16 protein-coding genes are annotated in these 17,334 nt (G+C 68.4%); 4 read left to right on the top strand and 12 right to left on the bottom strand.

Translation table 11 applies throughout. The features are described 5' to 3' along the window. The first annotated feature begins 64 nt into the window (after positions 1-64). On the top strand, positions 65-721 hold the full coding sequence (locus G6N37_RS01840; RefSeq protein WP_163675159.1) for an ACT domain-containing protein: 657 nt from the start codon (positions 65-67) through the stop codon (positions 719-721). Here G6N37_RS01840 and G6N37_RS01835 read toward each other — a convergent pair whose 3' ends face one another. From G6N37_RS01835 to G6N37_RS01810, 6 genes are all read right to left on the bottom strand, one after another. Further along, the gene (locus tag G6N37_RS01835) at positions 722-3,619 is read right to left on the bottom strand and encodes an MMPL/RND family transporter (protein WP_163675156.1); all 2,898 of its coding nucleotides are present in this window, start codon (positions 3,617-3,619) and stop codon (positions 722-724) included. Beyond that, positions 3,616-4,047 (bottom strand): MmpS family transport accessory protein, encoded by a 432-nt coding sequence (locus G6N37_RS01830; RefSeq protein WP_372514717.1) that lies wholly within the window; start codon positions 4,045-4,047, stop codon positions 3,616-3,618. Before G6N37_RS01830 ends, G6N37_RS01835 begins: the two co-directional genes overlap by 4 nt. A gap of 185 nt (positions 4,048-4,232) precedes the next feature. Beyond that, the gene (locus G6N37_RS01825) at positions 4,233-4,841 is read right to left on the bottom strand and encodes a TetR/AcrR family transcriptional regulator (protein ID WP_163675153.1); all 609 of its coding nucleotides are present in this window, start codon (positions 4,839-4,841) and stop codon (positions 4,233-4,235) included. 49 nt (positions 4,842-4,890) lie between these two features. Further along, on the bottom strand, positions 4,891-6,972 hold the full coding sequence (gene ligA, locus G6N37_RS01820; protein ID WP_163675150.1) for an NAD-dependent DNA ligase LigA: 2,082 nt from the start codon (positions 6,970-6,972) through the stop codon (positions 4,891-4,893). Positions 6,973-7,042: 70 nt separating this feature from the next. Next, positions 7,043-7,981, bottom strand: coding sequence for a hypothetical protein (locus tag G6N37_RS01815; protein WP_232075243.1), 939 nt, complete (start codon positions 7,979-7,981; stop codon positions 7,043-7,045). Between the two features lie 45 nt (positions 7,982-8,026). Then, positions 8,027-9,052 (bottom strand): uroporphyrinogen decarboxylase/cobalamine-independent methonine synthase family protein, encoded by a 1,026-nt coding sequence (locus tag G6N37_RS01810; protein ID WP_163675147.1) that lies wholly within the window; start codon positions 9,050-9,052, stop codon positions 8,027-8,029. Positions 9,053-9,157: 105 nt separating this feature from the next. Between G6N37_RS01810 and G6N37_RS01805 the strand changes: the two genes are divergently transcribed. Beyond that, a complete protein-coding gene (locus G6N37_RS01805; protein ID WP_174813779.1) occupies positions 9,158-9,793 on the top strand; it encodes a sensor domain-containing protein in 636 nt (211 codons plus the stop codon). On the opposite strand, the gene mnmA is transcribed toward G6N37_RS01805, so the two are convergent. The 4 genes from mnmA to G6N37_RS01785 all read right to left on the bottom strand — a co-directional run bounded on the left by mnmA (position 9,790) and on the right by G6N37_RS01785 (position 13,897). After that, positions 9,790-10,866: a tRNA 2-thiouridine(34) synthase MnmA gene (gene mnmA / locus G6N37_RS01800; RefSeq protein ID WP_163675144.1), complete on the bottom strand. Its 1,077-nt coding sequence runs from the start codon at positions 10,864-10,866 to the stop codon at positions 9,790-9,792. The two genes, G6N37_RS01805 and mnmA, sit on opposite strands and share 4 nt — an antisense overlap. Next, entirely contained in the window at positions 10,867-12,045 is a 1,179-nt protein-coding gene (locus G6N37_RS01795; protein WP_163675141.1) for a cysteine desulfurase family protein, read from the bottom strand. Between the two features lie 152 nt (positions 12,046-12,197). Next, the gene (locus G6N37_RS01790; RefSeq protein ID WP_163675138.1) at positions 12,198-13,040 is read right to left on the bottom strand and encodes a lysophospholipid acyltransferase family protein; all 843 of its coding nucleotides are present in this window, start codon (positions 13,038-13,040) and stop codon (positions 12,198-12,200) included. Beyond that, positions 13,037-13,897: a GNAT family N-acetyltransferase gene (locus G6N37_RS01785; protein WP_163675136.1), complete on the bottom strand. Its 861-nt coding sequence runs from the start codon at positions 13,895-13,897 to the stop codon at positions 13,037-13,039. The genes G6N37_RS01790 and G6N37_RS01785 overlap by 4 nt, the downstream gene beginning before the upstream one ends. 134 nt (positions 13,898-14,031) lie before the next feature. Between G6N37_RS01785 and G6N37_RS01780 the strand changes: the two genes are divergently transcribed. Further along, positions 14,032-14,427: an SRPBCC family protein gene (locus G6N37_RS01780; protein WP_232075242.1), complete on the top strand. Its 396-nt coding sequence runs from the start codon at positions 14,032-14,034 to the stop codon at positions 14,425-14,427. A gap of 70 nt (positions 14,428-14,497) precedes the next feature. Here G6N37_RS01780 and G6N37_RS01775 read toward each other — a convergent pair whose 3' ends face one another. Further along, positions 14,498-15,454, bottom strand: a complete 957-nt coding sequence (locus G6N37_RS01775; protein ID WP_163675132.1) for an electron transfer flavoprotein subunit alpha/FixB family protein — start codon at positions 15,452-15,454, stop codon at positions 14,498-14,500. 39 nt (positions 15,455-15,493) lie between these two features. Then, positions 15,494-16,285: an electron transfer flavoprotein subunit beta/FixA family protein gene (locus G6N37_RS01770; protein ID WP_163675129.1), complete on the bottom strand. Its 792-nt coding sequence runs from the start codon at positions 16,283-16,285 to the stop codon at positions 15,494-15,496. A 227-nt stretch (positions 16,286-16,512) separates the two neighbouring features. On the opposite strand from G6N37_RS01770, the gene G6N37_RS01765 reads away from it, so the two are divergent. Beyond that, a complete protein-coding gene (locus tag G6N37_RS01765) occupies positions 16,513-17,322 on the top strand; it encodes a class I SAM-dependent methyltransferase (protein ID WP_163675127.1) in 810 nt (269 codons plus the stop codon). Positions 17,323-17,334 lie beyond the last annotated feature (12 nt).

Genomic DNA, 17,334 nt, shown 5'->3' with positions numbered 1-17,334 from the left:
CGGGCGTCACCCGCCATCCCGAGCCGAAATGCCGTCGACGCGTCGCTGTGTAACAGTGTTGGCCGTGCCGTCGTATCTGTTGCGCATCGAGCTGGTCGACCGCCCCGGCAGCCTGGGCTCGCTGGCGGTGGCGCTCGGTTCGGTGGGAGCCGACATCTTGTCCCTCGACGTGGTGGAGCGCAGCTCGGGGTACGCGATCGACGACCTGGTCATCGAGCTGCCGCCGGGGGCGATGCCGGACACGCTGATCACCGCCGCGGAAGCGCTTTCGGGTGTGCGGGTGGACAGCGTGCGTCCGCACACCGGGTTGCTGGAAGCGCATCGCGAGCTGGAGCTGCTCGACCACGTCGCCGCGGCCGTCGACAACGCGTCCCGGTTACAGGTCTTGGCCAACGAGGCGCCCCGGGTGCTGCGCGTCAGCTGGTGCACCGTGCTGCGCAGCTCGGGCGACGAGCTGCAGCGCCTGGCCTCCAGCCCGGGCACGCCGGAGACGCCGGCGGATTCGGCCCCCTGGCTGCCCATCGACCGCGCCGCGACGCTGGACAGCACCGGCGACTGGGTGCCGCAGGCGTGGCGCGAGATGGACACCACGATGGTCGCGGCCCCGCTGGGCGATCCGCACACGGCGGTGGTGCTGGGCCGCCCTGGCCCCGAATTCCGGCCGTCGGAGGTGGCCCGCCTGGGTTACCTGGCCGGGATCGTGGCCACGATGCTGCGCTAGCTAGTGGGCTTTCGCGGCCACCACGGGGTCGCCGTCTTCCCACAGCAGCAGCTGGCGCACCGCGGGTCGCGGCCCGTACGGCCGCAGCATGGTGCTGGCCGGACGGGGACGAACCCGTTGCGGCCACCAGAACCACCGACCGAGAATCCTTGCGACGGAAGGCGTCATGAATGAACGCACGATCAGCGTGTCGAACAGCAAGCCGAGGCCGATAGTCGTGCCGATCTGACCGAGAACCTGGAAACCGCTGAAGACGAACGCACACATGGTGACGGCGAAGACGATGCCGGCCGAGGTGACCACCGACCCGGAGCCCGCCATCGCCCGGATGATGCCGGTGTTCACGCCGGCATGGACTTCTTCCTTGAACCGGGATATCAACAGCAGGTTGTAGTCGGATCCGACCGCCAGCAGCAGGATCACGGCAAGCGCGAGCACGACCCAATACAACTGGATGCCGAAGAGGTACTGCCACACCAGGACTGACAACCCGAACGAGGCGCCCAGCGACAGGGCCACGGTGCCCACGATGACAAGCGCGGCGATCAGGCTGCGCGTGATGATCATCATGATCAGCAGGATGAGACTCAAGGCCGCAAACGCCACGATCATCAGGTCGTACTTGGCGCCGTCCTGGATGTCCTTATACGTCGAGGCGGTCCCACCGAGATAGACCCCCGCGCTCGCCATCGGCGTGCCCTTCAGGGCCTCGTGCGCAGCCTTGGCCATTGGATCGATGTGCGAAATGCCCTCGGGCGTCGCGGGATCGCCTTCGTGGGTGACGATCATGCGGGCGGCCTTACCGTCGGGCGAGAGGAACAGTTTGAGCCCACGCTTGAAGTCGGGGTTGTTGAAAACCTCGGGAGGCAGGTAGAACGTATCGTCGTTCTTCGCGGCGTCGAAGGCCCGCCCCAGAGCCGTGGCGTTGTCGATCGCGGCCGCCGTCTGCGCGTAAATGCCGGACAGCGTGGCGTAATTGGCCAGCGTCAGATCCCGATTGGTCTGCTGACTGTCGATCTGCGGCGGTATCAGCGCCACCAGTTTCGGCTGCAGCGCGTCGAGCTTATCCAGCGAAGCCGTGAGGCTTTCGAACTTCTCCGTGAGTTGGTCGATGCCGTCGAGCGCGTCGAAGAGTGATCTGAACGCGAAGCACACGGGAATGTCGTAACAGTGCCTCTCCCAATAGAAGTAGCTGCGGACGGGGCGGAAGAAGTCGTCGAAGTTCGCGATCTTGTCGCGCAGATCCTGGATCGTGCCGAGGGTGTCATGAAAGCTTTGAGTCTCGTCGTGGGTGGTGCCGGCAAGCTGCTGCTGCAACACGTACTGCTGCCTCAGGATGTTGATGGTCTTGTTCAGTTCGTTGGCCTGCTTGAGGGCGTCTTCGGCCCGATCTCGTTGGTACGTCAGGTTTTCCTGCTGCGCCGCGCTGGAATTGCTGACCACGAAGGCGAGCGAACTGTGGACGAGCGGGGTGCCCAGGGGGCGCGTGATTGTCTGCACCTGCGCGACGCCGGGGACGTGAAACACGGCCTTGGCCACCTTGTCCAGGATGAGCATGCTTTCCGGGTTACGCATGTCGTGGTCGGTCTCGACCATCAGCAATTCGGGCTCCAGCCGGGCCCGCGAGAAATGCTTCTCGGCGGCGGTGTACCCGACATTGGCCGGCGCGCTCGCGGGCATGTAGGGACGGGTGTCGTAGCTGGTCTTGTATCCGGGCAAGGCGATGAGTCCGACCAGGGCCAGCGCACAGGCCGCCGCGAGAACCGCGCCCGGCCAGCGGACGATGGCGGTCCCGATCCGCCGCCATCCGCGGGTTCTGATCGCGCGCTTGGGGTCGAAGACGCCTGCCTTGCCGCCCAAGGTGAGGATCGCCGGCCCCAGGGTGAGCGCGGCGAAAAGGGCGACCAGGATGCCCAACGCGGCCGGTATGCCCAGGCTCTGGAAGTACGGCAGGCGGGTGAAGCTCAGGCAGGCGACCGCGCCGGCCACGGTGAGCCCGGACCCCAAGACGATGTGCGTCGTGCCGTGATACATGGTGTAGAAAGCTTTTTCGCGGTCCTCACCGGTCCCGCGCGCTTCCTGGTAGCGGCCTACGAAGAAGATCGCGTAGTCGGTGCCCGCGGCAATCACCAACAGCGTCAACAGGTTCGTCGCATAGGTCGACAACCCGATGACTCCGGCGTTTCCGAGAAACGCGACCAGGCCTCGTGCGGCCGACATCTCGATCAGGACCGTGGCGAGCACCAGCAGGGTGGTCAGCACCGACCGGTAAACGAAGAACAGCATCAGGGCGATCACCCCGATGGTGATCGTGGTGACCTTCGCGGTCCCCTTGCTGCCGACGTCGAACTGATCGGAGATCAGGGGCGCCGCGCCGGTCACATAGGCCTTGACGCCGGGCGGCGGCTTCAGCCGCTCGACAATGTCGCGGATCGCGCCGACGCCCTCGTTGGCCAGCGCGGAACCCTGATTGCCGGCGAGGTTCACCTGGACATAAGCGGCCTTGCCGTCACTGCTCTGCGATCCCGCCGCGGTCAGGGTGTCGCCCCAGTAGTCCTGGACATGCTCGACGTGCTTCTTGTCCTGCTCGAGCTTGCGAACCATCTCGTCATAGAAACGGTGTGCGTCCGCGCCGAGCGGCTTGTCGCCTTCCAGCACGATCATGGCCGAGCTGTCGGTGTCGAACTCGTGGAACTTCTCACCGATGCGCTTGATTGCCTTGAGCGACGGTGCGTCCGGCGAGTTCAGCGCCACATTGTGCGTCTTGCCAACCTCTTCCAACTGCGGCACCGCGATGTTGGTGATCGCGGCCAGCGCCACCCAGAACAGCAGGATGGGCAATGCCAGCCTGCGGATGGTGCGCGGGACGCCGCCCCGCGGCGGTTCGTGGTTGCTCATCCCGATTTGTCCAGGCAGAAGGTGTAGGCGTCGACTTTGTTAACGGTGCGTTGGTCTTTCACTTCGCCGTTGACGGTGATGCGGCAGCCGAGGGTGTCCCCGTTGCCCTGCGCGACGACATTGCCGAGGACGGCCGGCTCCGTCGTGGTGATGGTGAACGACCACGGCAGCGCGGCGTCCTTGACTTGCTGCGGCTGGGCGTTGACATCAAGGTAGTTGATGGTTGCGGTGGCCCCGGGCGCGCCGAAGACTTCGAGCACCACCCGTTTGGGGTTGAACGGGACGATTTCGTTGGCCAGGCCGCTGTTGGCCGAGGTGTTGTCGTGCGAGCCGAAGATTCCATGCAGGCGGTAGATGGCGAACCCGGCGAGCGCGATCACCAGCACCGCGACCAGCACCATCCACCGTCGCCTTACCAAGGCGGCCACCGAAATCCCCTTCACCCGTTCACCTTTCGATCATCGGGCGATACGACACCCTCGGTGCGAGGGCCGCTGCCGACCCGCCTAGGCGCGATCGACAGCTATGACAGTACGGTACGGGACCGTACTGTACAAGAGACGCGCGCGTACACATTCGGCGAAAGTTGGCTTGCCCATCGCCGGCCTCGCCGTCACCGGGTGGTTCTGGTCAACCCAGGGATCAGGAACCCGTCCACGAGCGCCTGCACGGTGCGCCGGGTGGGCGGACGGTCGGGGATGATGCACCGGAAGATGAGATACCCGGGCAACAAATCCCACAGCTCGTCGGTGATGGCGTCCTCGCCGATCTCACCGCGGTCGACGGCCTGCCGCAGCACATGCTGAATCAACGCCTTGCGTTGTGTGAGGAATTGCTCCTGTAAGGCGTCGTTGAGCGCTGAGTGCCGCGACACCTCGACCATCACCGCGCGGATCGTGCTCGCGTGCCGGCCGCCCTCCTGGCAGATCATCTCCCCCAGCCTCAGGAGGTCGCCGCGCAGCGTGCCCGTATTCGGCACCACCGCGACCTGGCGGACGCCTTCGATGAAGGCGGCCAACACCAATTCGGCCTTGGAAGGCCAGCGCCGATACACCGTGGCCTTGCTCGCATGGGCGGCGGCGGCGACCGCGTCGATCGTCAGCTGGTCATATCCGTGTTCCTGCAGCAGCCGCAGCGTGACCGCCAGTATCTCGGCCTCGCGGGGCGACCACGGGGATTCCTGCGTGAAGCGGTCCGCCGTCTGGGTCATAGCGCCCACCATAGAGCCGCCCGGGCGGTGCGGCCCAATTTCGGCTGAAGCCGTTATCGTCCTAGCCCGCCGGAGCTTCCGGCGGACCCTCGGCCAACAGCTTCCGGAAACCATCCTCGTCGAGGACCGGCACGCCGAGTTCAATCGCCTTGTCGTACTTGGAACCCGGCGCGTCACCGGCGACGACGTAGTCGGTCTTCTTCGACACCGAACCCGCGGCCTTCCCGCCGCGGGCGATGATCGCCTCCTTGGCGTCGTCGCGCGAAAAACCGGTCAGCGAACCGGTGACGACAACCGTCAGCCCTTCGAGGGTGCGGGGCACGCTGGCGTCGCGTTCGTCGGCCAGCCGCACCCCGGCGGCCCGCCACTTGTCGACGATCGCACGGTGCCAGTCGACCGTGAACCACTCGGTGAGCGCGGCGGCGATGGTCGGTCCGACGCCCTCGACCGCGGCCAGCCGCTCGGTGGAGGCCGCCATGATCGCGTCCAGGCTGCCGAATTCGGTGGCCAGGGCGCGCGCCGCCGTCGGTCCGACATGCCGGATCGACAGCGCCACCAGCACGCGCCACAGCGCCACCGCCTTGGCCTTGTCCAGGTTGTCGAGCAGCCGCCTGCCGTTGGCGGACAGCGTGCCGGCCTTGGTCCGGAAGAGGTCGGTACGCAACAGGTCGTCCTCGGTGAGGGTGAACAGATCACCCTCGTCGGCGATCACCCCGGCCTTCAGCAGCGCGATGGCCGCCTCATAACCCAGCCCCTCGATGTCGAAAGCCCCGCGACCGGCGACGTGGAAGACCCGCTCGCGCAGCTGCGCCGGGCAGGACCGCGCGTTGGGACACCGGATGTCGGCGTCGCCCTCCTTGGCGGGTGCCAGCGGGGTGCCGCACTCGGGACACGTTGTGGGCATGACGAATTCGCGTTCGGAACCGTCCCTCAGGTCGACGACGGGACCGAGCACCTCCGGGATGACGTCACCGGCTTTGCGGATCATCACCGTGTCGCCGATCAGCACCCCCTTGCGCTTGACCTCGCTGGCGTTGTGCAGGGTGGCCAGCCCGACGGTCGATCCGGCCACCCTCACGGGCGTCATGAAGGCGAACGGCGTGACGCGCCCGGTGCGCCCGACGTTGACACGGATGTCGAGCAGCTTGGTCTGCGCCTCCTGGGGCGGATACTTGTAGGCGACCGCCCACCGCGGCGCCCTCGACGTCGTCCCCAGCCGGCGCTGCAGCGTGAAGTCGTCGACTTTGACCACCACGCCGTCGATTTCGTGGTCGATCTCGTAGCGGTGCTCACCCCAGTACCCGATCCGGTCCTCCACCGCGGCAAGGCCCCGCACGCGCGCCGTCTGCTCGGCCACCGGCAACCCCCAGGCCTTGAGCGCCGTGTAGGCCTCGTGCAGGGTCTTGGGCGCGAACCCGTCGGTGCGGCCGATGCCGTGGCAGATCATCCGCAGCTTGCGCCGCGCGGTGACCGCCGGGTTCTTCTGCCGCAGCGAACCGGCCGCGCTGTTACGCGGATTGGCGAAGGGCGCCTTGCCGTCCTCGACCAGGCTGGCGTTGAGCGCCTCGAAATCGGCGAGCATGAAGAAGACCTCACCACGCACCTCGAGCACGGCGGGAATCGGCAAATCCGCACTCGCAGTGAGCCGCTCGGGCACATCGTCGATGGTGCGCGCGTTGAGCGTGACGTCCTCGCCGACCCGGCCATCGCCTCGGGTGGCGGCGCGCTCCAGCCGGCCGTCGCGGTACACCAGCGACAGCGCCACCCCGTCGATCTTGAGTTCACACAGGTAGTGGGGATCGCCGCCGACCTCGGCCTCGACGCGGTTGCTCCAGGCGACCAGCTCGTCGCGGTCGAAGACGTCGTCGAGGCTCAGCATCCGCTCGAGGTGTTCAGCCTCGGTGAAGTCGGTGGCAAAGCCGGCGCCACCGACCAGCTGGGTCGGGGAATCGGGGACGCGCAACTCCGGATACCGATCCTCGAGTGCGAGCAGCTCGTTGAACATGGTGTCGAATTCGGCGTCGGAGACGATCGGCGCGTCCTTGATGTAGTAGCGGAACTGGTGTTCACGAACTTCGTCGGCCAGGTCCTGCCACTGCCGCCGCACCGCGGGCGACACCGGATCAGCGTCTGCTGAGCTCACCCCCGCAGGCTATCCGAGGCCGCCGACACCGCCCCCATGCGCGCTCCAGCCGCCGCGTGTCCGGCGTCCCTCACGCCGATTGTTCGGCCTTATCCGGAAAGCCACCAAAAGGAACTTCCACGCCTTTTTGAAATGACAGAGCCGCGCTCTGGATGAGCAAGGCGGCGGACAGGATGGCTACCCATAACCAGGCTTCGGCCGGGCTGATATGGGTGGCGGTATTCGCGTAGCGCAATTCCACGACGGACCGCACTATCACCGCGGCGACGACGACGACGGTAATGTACGGGACGACCGTTCGGAATTGCCGCGCAAGCCGACCCGCGGGCAATTCCGAACGCCGTCTTTTGATTCCGAGAAACCACGCGATGGCTCCGACGATTCCCAATGCCAGCGGTAGTGGAATCGCGAGCCGGGCAGCCCAATCCCACAGCGGCTGAAGCGGCTGGCGTTTCTGCGGGTCGCCCAGCGCGAGCGCCAGGTGGGTGAGCGTGTCTTCGACGAGGAACACGGAAATCGGGGGAACGAGCACCCCGAGGATGAAGACGCAGTGCTGGGCGAGCACACCCGCCGTGCCCGAGAAGAACTGCACGATGGCGTTGAGCAGCATGTAGATGGAAGCCGCGAACGAGACGGCGGTGAGCACTTCAGCGGAAGCGGCCCGCCCCTCGGTCAGGGCGCACCCGTTTTCGCCGGCCAGTAAGGCATAGCGCAGGGTTGTCAAGAACAGGCCCAGAAACGCACACACCAGTGCAATTCCCACTTGGTTCTCGTGCTCGACTTCGCGCGGCTCCAGGGGACGACCATCGGTGCGACGCCGGTAGGCGCGATCGATCACCAGATTGATGACGACAAAGGCGAAACCGGCGAGGATGCCGGTGAACTGCGCGTAGCTCCTGGCCACGATCGATACATCGAAGCCGGTCCACAGGGCGCAAGAATCAGCGATCTGTCTCGTGAGCATTGTCGAGATGATAACCGCGGCGATCACCCTCGACAGTAATTTCATCCGGGCCCGGTTTGCCGGTGTTATTCGGCTTCGCGGATTCGGGGACTAAATGGCGTCGGGGTCCTCCGCGAAAGCCTCGGCCGCCTTGCGGGCCAGCCCGATCGCCAGGCGGGCCCATTCGGGCGTCGCGCCGGCCAGACCGCACGCCGGGGTGACGCCGACGCGGTCGCGCAGTCCCGAGCGACCGAAGCCCAGGCGATCGGTCACCGCGACCAGTGCGGCCGCCACCTCTTCCGCCGACGGCCGCCGCTCCGGAGGGCTGCTGGGCACCACCCCGAGCATGATCGTGCGGCCCGATTCGACGAACCCGCCGATGCCGTCGAGGTCCGCCGCGACCAATGTGCTCGCATCCACCGACACGGCATTAATTGCGCTGTCCTGCAACAGGTCCCACGGTAGCTCGGGCGCGCAGCTGTGTAGCAGCACCTCGCCCCCCACCGTGGCGACGCAGGTGTCGAGCAGGGCGACGGCCACCGCTTCCTCCAGCGGCGCCACCGGGCTGAACGCCGTCACACCGGTCAGTCGCCCGCCCAACGCCTTCGGCAGTGACGGCTCATCGAACTGCACCACCACCGGCGTCTCGAGCCGGCGGGCCAGGGCCGCGCGGTGGTCGGCGACGCCTTCGGCCAGCGACGCCGCCAGATCGCGCACGGCGCCGGAGTCGGTGATCGCCCGATGGCCGTTGGCCAGCTCGAGCTCGGCGGACAGCGTGATCGGTCCGGGAGCCTGCACCTTGACCACGCGGTCACCACCGCGTAGCCCGGCCACCTCCCAGGCCTCCTCCAACGCGTCCATGTCCTCGTCGAGGAGGCTGGCCGCGCGTCGGGTGACCGCCCCGGGCCGAGCGGCGATCCGATACCCCCGCGGGACGATGTCGATGGCCACGTCGATCAGCAGCGCGCCCGCCCGCCCGAGCATGTCGGCGCCCACTCCCCGGGCGGGCAGCTCGACGATGTGGGACAAGCCGCCGGCCAGCTCCCCGACGACGACCTCGGCGGCCTCCCGCGGCTTGATCCCCGGCCATGACCCTGTGCCGCTGGCCGTCGCGAAGGAATGCGGGAAAACACTCACCCGCCAACCGTATTCGACGTCACCTTGCACGCCGTTGGCCAGGGGTGCCTGCCAGGGCACCGTCCGGGTAGGTTCGACGCAAGAAGGGTGCGAAAAGTGTCGCGGATGGCGAGATTGGCGCGGCCGCTGCTGCTGTGTGCGGTGGTGGTGCTGGCTGCGGCGTGCACCCGGGTGGTGGAGGGTGCGGCGGTGGCCGGATTCGGTTCCCCGCGCCGGGCCGTGCAGGGCGTGAACGTCGACACGGTCTTGTTGGACCAGTCGCGGATGCGCGCGATCACCGGCGCCGGCGAGCACCTGACGATCATCCCCTCCATGGACGGCACCAGCCCGGTGGACATCGACGCGCTCGCCGACACCACGCCGCGCGAATGCCGGTTCATCTACGCCGAGACGGCGACGTTCGGGCCCGATGTCGAAGTGTTCCACAAGACGACCTTTCAAGATCCGCCCGATGGCGCGATCATCTCCGAGGGCGCCGCGGCCTACCGGGATGCCGACACCGCACGCCGGGCGTTCGGGGCGCTGGTCAGCGCGGTCGGGGATTGCGCGAACGGCTCGGGGGGCCAGCAATACGTCGGCGACTGGAAGGCCGACGCCGGCTCGCTGCATCTGCGGCCGGGCGGCTGCGGCCGCGACTATCGCCAGCGGTCGGTGGCCATCCTGGAGGTCACCTTCTGCGGCTTCGCGCAATCGGTGTCCGACATCGTGATGACGAACATCGTCGCGAACGTACCGGCCTAGCGTGCGGTGCCGGCGATGGTGGCGCTGCCGAGCACCTCGTCACCGTCCGGGTCCGGCCGGTACAGCACCAGCGTCTGGCCGCGCGCGACCCCGCGCATCGGGGCGCGCAGCCGCACGACCAGTTCGTCGCCGACCAATTCGGCCACCGCGCCCGCTGTTTCACCGTGCGCGCGCACCTGGACCTCGCACTCGACGGGGCCGGACGGCGGACGTCCCGCGGTGAACACCGGTTCGCGCCCGCGCAACTCGCGCACTTCGAGGTCGGCCGCGTTCCCCACCCGAACGGTGCCGGTATCGGCGTCGATGGCCGTCACGTAGCGCGGGCTGCCGTCGGGCCCCGGACCGGCGATGCCCAGACCTTTGCGTTGGCCGATGGTGAAACCGTGCACGCCGTCGTGCTCGGCGAGCACCACGCCGTCGGCGCCGACCACGGTGCCCCGGCGGACCGCGATCCGCTCGCCCAGAAAGGCCCGGGTATTCCCGGACGGGATGAAACAGATGTCGTGGCTGTCCGGCTTCTCGGCGACCGCGAGCCCGCGCCGGGCGGCTTCGGCACGAATCCGCGCCTTGGGAGTGTCCCCGATCGGGAACGTGGCGTGCCGCAACTGCTCGGCGGTCAGCACGGCCAGCACGTAGGACTGGTCCTTGTCATGATCGACCGCGCGGCGCAGCCGCCCACCGGACAGCCTGGCGTAGTGGCCGGTGGCCACGGTGTCGAAGCCCAGCGCAACGGCTTTCGCCGACAGCGCCGAGAACTTGATCCGCTGATTGCAGCGCACGCAGGGGTTGGGCGTTTCGCCGCGCGCGTACGACGACACGAAATCGTCGATCACGTCCGCCTGGAACCTCTCGGCGAAATCCCAGACGTAGAACGGTATGCCGAGCACATCGGCGACACGGCTCGCGTCCGAGGCGTCTTCCTTCGAGCAGCACCCCCGCGAGCCGGTGCGCAGCGTGCCGGGCGCGGTCGACAACGCCAGGTGCACGCCCACGACGTCGTGCCCGGCGTCGACCATGCGGGCGGCGGCGACCGACGAGTCGACACCACCACTCATCGCGGCGAGGACCTTCACTTAGGGAGCCCCCGTAGCGGCCAGCGCGGCCCGGCGGGCGCGGTCCACCGCCGCGGGCAGCACCTGCAGTACCGCGTCCACGTCTTCGTCGACGCTGGTGTGCCCCAAGGACATTCGCAGGGATCCGCGGGCGCTGGCCGGGTCGGCGCCCATCGCGAGCAACACATGCGACGGTTGCGCGACGCCCGCGGTGCACGCCGACCCGGTCGAACATTCGATTCCGTTGGCGTCCAACAACATCAACAACGCATCGCCTTCGCAGCCGCGGAATGTGAAGTGCGCGTTGCCGGGCAACCGCAGCGCGTCGCGGGCACCGTTGAGGGCGACGTCCTCGATGCCGGACAGCACCCCTTCGATCAGCCGGTCCCGCAATGCCCGCAGTCGCGCGCCGTTCGCCTCGATCCCGTCCACCGCGATTCGGGCCGCGGCCGCCATCCCGACCGCGCCGGCGACGTCGGCGGTGCCGGAACGGATGTCACGCTCTTGTCCACCGCCATGTGCCAGCGGCACACACGTCACGTCGCGACGCACCAGCAAAGCGCCCACACCGGGAGGGCCCCCGAACTTGTGGGCGGCCACGCTCATCGCCGAGAGCCCGCTGGCGGTGAAGTCCACCGGCAGCTGCCCCACGGCCTGCACCGCGTCGCTGTGCATCGGGACCGCGAATTCGGCCGCGACGGCGGCGAGCTCGGCGGCCGGCATGACGGTGCCGACCTCGTTGTTGGCCCACATCACCGACACCAGCGCGACATCGTCGTGGCGACGCAGCGCCTCGCGCAGCGCGGCCGCCGACACCGAGCCGTCGGCCGCGGTCGGCAACCAGGTCACCTCGGCGCCTTCGTGTTCGACGAGCCAATTGATCGAGTCCAGGACGGCGTGGTGTTCCACCTCGCTGGCGACGATGCGCCGGTGGCGCGGCTGGGCGTCGCGGCGGGCCCAATAGATGCCCTTGACGGCCAGGTTGTCGCTTTCGGTGCCGCCCCCGGTGAAGACGACCTCGGACGGGCGGGCGCCCAGCCGGTCGGCGATCAGCTCGCGGGATTCCTCGAGGCGCCGCCGGGCCGTCCGGCCGCTGGTGTGCAGCGAGGAGGCGTTGCCGACGGTGCCCAGCACCGCCGCCATCGCCTCGACGGCGGCGGGGTGCATCGGCGTGGTAGCGGCGTGATCGAGGTAGACCATGACGCGACCCACGATACCGGCAGGTCCAAGTGCCCAATTGGCCCAGTGGCGATCGCAAGCGCGGCGTAGCCGGGCGCGGCGGGTCGCCACCATCAGCCCAGTGGCGATCGCAAGCGCGGCGTAGCCGGGCGCGGCGGGTCGCCGCTAATCGGCTACGAGGCCACCAGCAGGTGACCGGCGGGCCGGGCCGCTCGCACGCCCACCACCGACTGGCAGCGGCGCGCCAGCGCTCGCCGATCGGTCCCCGGGAGCTGCAGAGATTCGACGTGCACCCGCGCGAGCGTCCGTCGCACGGTCAGCAACCGGCGGATGGACTCCACGAGTGTCTCGTCACCGACGAAGGCCGGAACGGTCGAGACGCTGCCGTCGGCGTGGTGGTAGGTGAGCCGAAGCGGCTGCACCGGCCGGCTGGCGTCGATCGCGGCCTGGAACATCGCGGGATAGAACGCCCCGCCGTCCCGACCACACCAGGTGGTGCCCTCTGGGAAACACACGACCGTCTGGCCGCCGCTCAGCCGGCGGGCGACGATGTCCACCACCGCGGGCAGCCGGCGCAGACTGGACCGCTCGATCGGGATGATCTTGAGGATGCGGGCCACGATCCCGGTGGCGGGCCCGGTGAACATATCGGCCCGGGCGACGAACGACCCGGGCAAGACCGAGCCGATGGCGAAGACGTCGAGCCAGGACATGTGTGGGCTGACCACCAATACCCCACGCAGATTGCGAATCGGGCTGCCGGTGACCGTGATTCGGATACCAAAGCAGCGCAACACCATTCGGCAATAGACGCGCTGCACCCGCGTCCGGCCGGGCAGGGGCACCGCCAGCAGCGCCACTCCCGGCGCCAGCAGCAGCGCCAGCATGAGGCGAAGCGTTACCCGCAGCACCACCAACAGCGGCCGCGACGATGCCGCGTCGCCGATGCGCACACAACCGGCGTCACACGTTGCGCGCGGCAGCCAGGGGTGCGCCCGGCCCGCGGGGGCGTTCATCGGTCGCCGCCGGCCATCTGCGAGGCCGCCGACACGGACCGGAGGCGTTTCAGATATCGGGTATCGGCGCGCCCCTTGTCCAGCAGGACGCAGAAGTCACCCACCCCGAAGTCGGGGTCGTGCGCGGGCTCGCCGCACACCTGGGCGCCCAGCCGCAGGTAACCCCGCATCAGCGCCGGTACCGACGGGCGCGCGGGCGCCGGTATGTCGTCGAGGCCCTTGCCGTCCACCATCACCGGACGGTGCGGGCGCACCCGGTACTCCGGCGGCGCGGCGTGCCGGCTCAGGATGAAGTCGCGGACGCCGCGCAGCTGACGGCCCGGGGCCCGATTCTCCGGGTCGTCGGAATCGCCGCAGACCGGCACCGACACGCAGCCGGTCACGTAGTCGTAGCCGTAGCGGTCCAGGTAGGCCAGGATGCCCGCCCACATCAGCAACACGACGCCGCCGTTGCGGTGGCCCTCGCGCACCACCGCGCGTCCCATCTCCACCAGCGACGGCCTGAGCGGGTCGAAAGCGCGGATGTCGAACTCCGTCGCGGTGTAGAGGCCCCCTGCCGCGATGGCGCCCGCCGGCGCCAGCATGCGGTAGCAACCGACCAGTTCGCCGGTGGCATCGTCGCGGACCAGGAGGTGGTCGCAGTGCTCGTCGAACCTGTCGACGTCACGTCGTTCGTGGTTGTTCGTCGGCAGTGCGAAGCCGGGCGTGCTGGAAAACACGTCGTACCGGAGCCGCTGCGCCGCCTCGATCATGCTGGCGTCGGTGGACAGCAATAGTGAGTAGTGCGGCCCGGCCGGCGACGCCGTCGTCGCACCTTCGGGCTTGTCGCTGGGAATCAGGACAGAAGCAATGCTCATGTCCACCAAACTTGCGTAGTCGATGAGCGAGCCGGCATCGTGGCTGTGACGTGTTCGTGCACGTCAGGTGACGAAATGTGGTTGCCAAGGGGCCCGGATCCGCGGCGTGTCGGGAGAGGCGCGCCATTTCGGGTATGCCGACTCCCATGATGCTCACCACCGACCGCGCGATCGCGGCGCCGCCGTCGGCGGTGTGGGAGTTGTTGGTCGATCTGGACGCCTGGCCGAAATGGGGTCCGACGATCCGGGGGGCCTGGCTCGACGAGCCTTACACCCAATTGGGTTTGCACGCGACGGGCACGGTTCGGACGTCGCTGCTCGTCACGGTCCCGTTCGTCGTCACCGAATTCGAGCCGGGCCGTCTCTGGGCCTGGAAGGTCGCGGGCATCCCGGCGACGCGGCACTGGGTGGACCCGGTGGGGCCTACCGCGCGAGCGGGCATGGGCGTTCCGTGGTGGGCCGCGCCCTATGTGCCGGTGTGTGCGATCGCGTTGCGGCGCATCGACGCGATGCTGACCGCGGCGGGCTAGGCCGTTGGGCCAGTAGTACACGCAAGAGCCCCCGGCACCGGGGTGCCGGGGGCTGCTCAAGCCCGGGAACTCAGCCCTTGCGCGCCTTGATGGCGTCGGTCAGCTGCGGAGCGACCTTGAACAGGTCGCCCACCACGCCGTAGTCGGCGATCTCGAAGATGGGCGCCTCTTCGTCCTTGTTCACCGCGACGATGGTCTTCGAGGTCTGCATGCCGGCGCGGTGCTGGATGGCCCCGGAGATGCCCAGCGCGATGTAGAGCTGAGGCGACACCGTCTTGCCGGTCTGCCCGACCTGGAACTGCCCCGGGTAGTAGCCGGAGTCGACCGCTGCGCGCGACGCACCGACGGCGGCGCCGAGCGAGTCGGCCAGCGCCTCGACCACGCTGAAGTTCTCGGCGCTGCCCACGCCGCGGCCACCGGACACCACGATCGTGGCCTCGGTGAGTTCCGGCCGGTCGCCGGCGACCGCCGGCTCGCGGGCGGTGATCTTGGTGGCGTTCTCGGCGGGCGCGGGCACCTCCACGGTGACCTGCTCGCCGGCCCCGGCCTGCGGCTCGGCGTCGATGGCGCCACCGCGGACGGTGATGACCGGGGTGTCGCCGTTGGCCTGCGACTCGACGGTGAACGCGCCACCGAAGATGGAGTGCACCGCCTTGTTGCCTTCCTGGACGCCGACGACGTCGACCAGCAGGCCGGATCCGATCCGGGCCGCGAGCCGGCCCGCGACCTCTTTGCCGTCGGCGTTGGCCGACAGCAGCACGGCGGCGGGCGCGTTCGACTCGGCCAGCGAGGCCAGCACGTCGACGACGGGAGTGATCAGGTAGTTCTCGGCGTCGTCGGACTCGGCGACGTAAATCTTGGCGGCGCCCGCCTCCTTCAGCCCGTCGACCAGGGGCGCGGCCGTTCCGGGCTTGCCGACCACGACGGCGGCCGGCTCGCCCAGGGCACGGGCGGCGGTGATCAGTTCGGAGGTGACCTTCTTCAGTGCGCCTTCGGCGTGCTCAACGAGCACCAAAACTTCAGCCATGGTTTCTTCGCTCTTCTCGTCTGTGGGATGGGTGCTCGTCTAGATGATCTTCTGGGCGACCAGGTACTGGGAGATCTGGTTGCCGCCCTCGCCCTCGTCGGTGACCTTCTCACCCGCGGTCTTCGGCGGCTTCGGCGTCGACGACAGCACCTTCGACCCGGCGTTCTCGAGGCCGACCTCGTCGCTTTCGACCCCGATCTCGGCGAGGGTCAGGACCGTCACCTCTTTCTTCTTCGCGGCCATGATGCCCTTGAAGGACGGGAAGCGGGGCTCGTTGATCTTCTCGGTGACACTCACGACCGCGGGCAACGAGGCCTCAAGCGTGAACACGCCGTCGTCGGTCTCGCGCTCGCCGGTGACCTTGCCGCCCTCGATCGACAGCTTGCGCAGGTGGGTCAGCTGCGGAAGGCCCAGGTACTCGGCGATGATGGCCGGCACGGCGCCGCCGGAGCCGTCGGTGGACTCGTTACCGGCGATGACGAGCTCGGTGCCCTCGATGGTGCCCAGCGCACGCGCCAGGGCCCAGGCGGTCTGCACCACGCAGGAACCGCGCATGCCGTCGTCCTTGAGGTGAACGGCCTTGTCGGCGCCCATCGACAGCGCCTTGCGGATCGCCTCGGTGGCTCGCTCGGGGCCCGCGGTCAGCACGGTCACCGAACCGTCGCCACCCTCCCGCTCGCGGATCTGCAGGGCCTCTTCGACGGCGCGCTCGTTGATCTCGTCCAGTACCGCGTCGGCGGCCTCGCGGTCCAGCGTGTAATCGCCGTCGTTCAGCTTGCGTTCCGACCAGGTGTCTGGGACCTGCTTGATCAGGACCACGATGTTCGTCATGAGTGTGGTTCGTCCTCCTTGAAGGAGTCTCGCAGCAGTCGACCACGAGACTTTCAGTACGCGTTTCGCAGCGCACAGTCGTGTTACTACCGGGTAACTTTGTGCAGCCTGCATTCACACCATAGCGGGTCGTACTGCACGTTCTTGCGGCATGTCTACCGTCGCCAACCGGGGGTGCCCCGTTCCCGGTTCGCGAATTCGACACTTCGCGTTAGCCTGCCTATGCGATGAGCGCAACCGTCCCCGACGTACCCCGGCACGGCCTCGGCGATCCCCCGCCGGCGGCTGATCCCGTGCTGACGCTCACGGGCGAGCGCACCATCCCGGATCTGGACGTCGAGAACTACTGGTTTCGCCGCCACCAGGTGGTTTACCAGCGACTGGCCGGGCGCTGCGCGGGCCGCGAGGTCCTCGAGGCCGGCTGCGGCGAGGGGTACGGCGCCGACCTGATCGCCGGCGTCGCCCGTCGTGTCGTGGCCGTGGATTACGACGAGGCCGCCGTGGCCCACGTGCGCGCCCGCTACCCCCGGGTGGAGGTCATGCGGGCGAACTTGGCCGAGCTGCCGCTGCCCGACGCGTCGGTCGATATTGTGGTCAACTTCCAAGTCATCGAGCATCTGTGGGATCAGGCACAATTCGTGGCCGAATGCGCGCGGGTGCTCCGCCGCGGCGGGTCGCTGATGGTGTCCACACCGAACCGGATCACCTTCTCCCCCGGCCGCGACACCCCGATCAATCCGTTCCACACCCGCGAACTCAACGCCGCCGAGCTGACCGAGTTGTTGGTCGACGCCGGCTTCCGCGAGGTGTCGGTCAGCGGGTTGTTCCACGGTCCGCGACTGCGGGAGCTGGACGCCCGACACGGCGGCTCCATCATCGACGCGCAGATCGAGCTCGCGATGGCCGGCGCGCCCTGGCCGCCCGAGCTGGCCGCCGACGTCGCCGCGGTGACCACCGACGACTTCGACATCGTCGACAGCGGCCGTCGTGACATCGACGACAGCCTCGATCTGATCGCAATCGCGGTAGCGCCGTGAGCGATTCGCACG

The sequence above is a fragment of the Mycobacterium seoulense genome (genome assembly GCF_010731595.1).
GTDB lineage: Bacteria > Actinomycetota > Actinomycetes > Mycobacteriales > Mycobacteriaceae > Mycobacterium > Mycobacterium seoulense.
This window is presented reverse-complemented; position numbering and strand designations above follow the sequence as displayed.

Coding starts and splice junctions, on each gene's coding strand:
- G6N37_RS01835 (WP_163675156.1), bottom strand. CDS start 3,619: ATGAGCAACCACGAACCGCCGCGGGGCGGCGTCCCGCGCACCATCCGC.
- G6N37_RS01825 (WP_163675153.1), bottom strand. CDS start 4,841: ATGGTGGGCGCTATGACCCAGACGGCGGACCGCTTCACGCAGGAATCC.
- G6N37_RS01815 (WP_232075243.1), bottom strand. CDS start 7,981: ATGAAATTACTGTCGAGGGTGATCGCCGCGGTTATCATCTCGACAATG.
- G6N37_RS01805 (WP_174813779.1), top strand. CDS start 9,158: ATGGCGAGATTGGCGCGGCCGCTGCTGCTGTGTGCGGTGGTGGTGCTG.
- G6N37_RS01795 (WP_163675141.1), bottom strand. CDS start 12,045: ATGGTCTACCTCGATCACGCCGCTACCACGCCGATGCACCCCGCCGCC.
- G6N37_RS01790 (WP_163675138.1), bottom strand. CDS start 13,040: ATGAACGCCCCCGCGGGCCGGGCGCACCCCTGGCTGCCGCGCGCAACG.
- G6N37_RS01785 (WP_163675136.1), bottom strand. CDS start 13,897: ATGAGCATTGCTTCTGTCCTGATTCCCAGCGACAAGCCCGAAGGTGCG.
- G6N37_RS01780 (WP_232075242.1), top strand. CDS start 14,032: ATGCCGACTCCCATGATGCTCACCACCGACCGCGCGATCGCGGCGCCG.
- G6N37_RS01775 (WP_163675132.1), bottom strand. CDS start 15,454: ATGGCTGAAGTTTTGGTGCTCGTTGAGCACGCCGAAGGCGCACTGAAG.
- G6N37_RS01770 (WP_163675129.1), bottom strand. CDS start 16,285: ATGACGAACATCGTGGTCCTGATCAAGCAGGTCCCAGACACCTGGTCG.
- G6N37_RS01765 (WP_163675127.1), top strand. CDS start 16,513: ATGAGCGCAACCGTCCCCGACGTACCCCGGCACGGCCTCGGCGATCCC.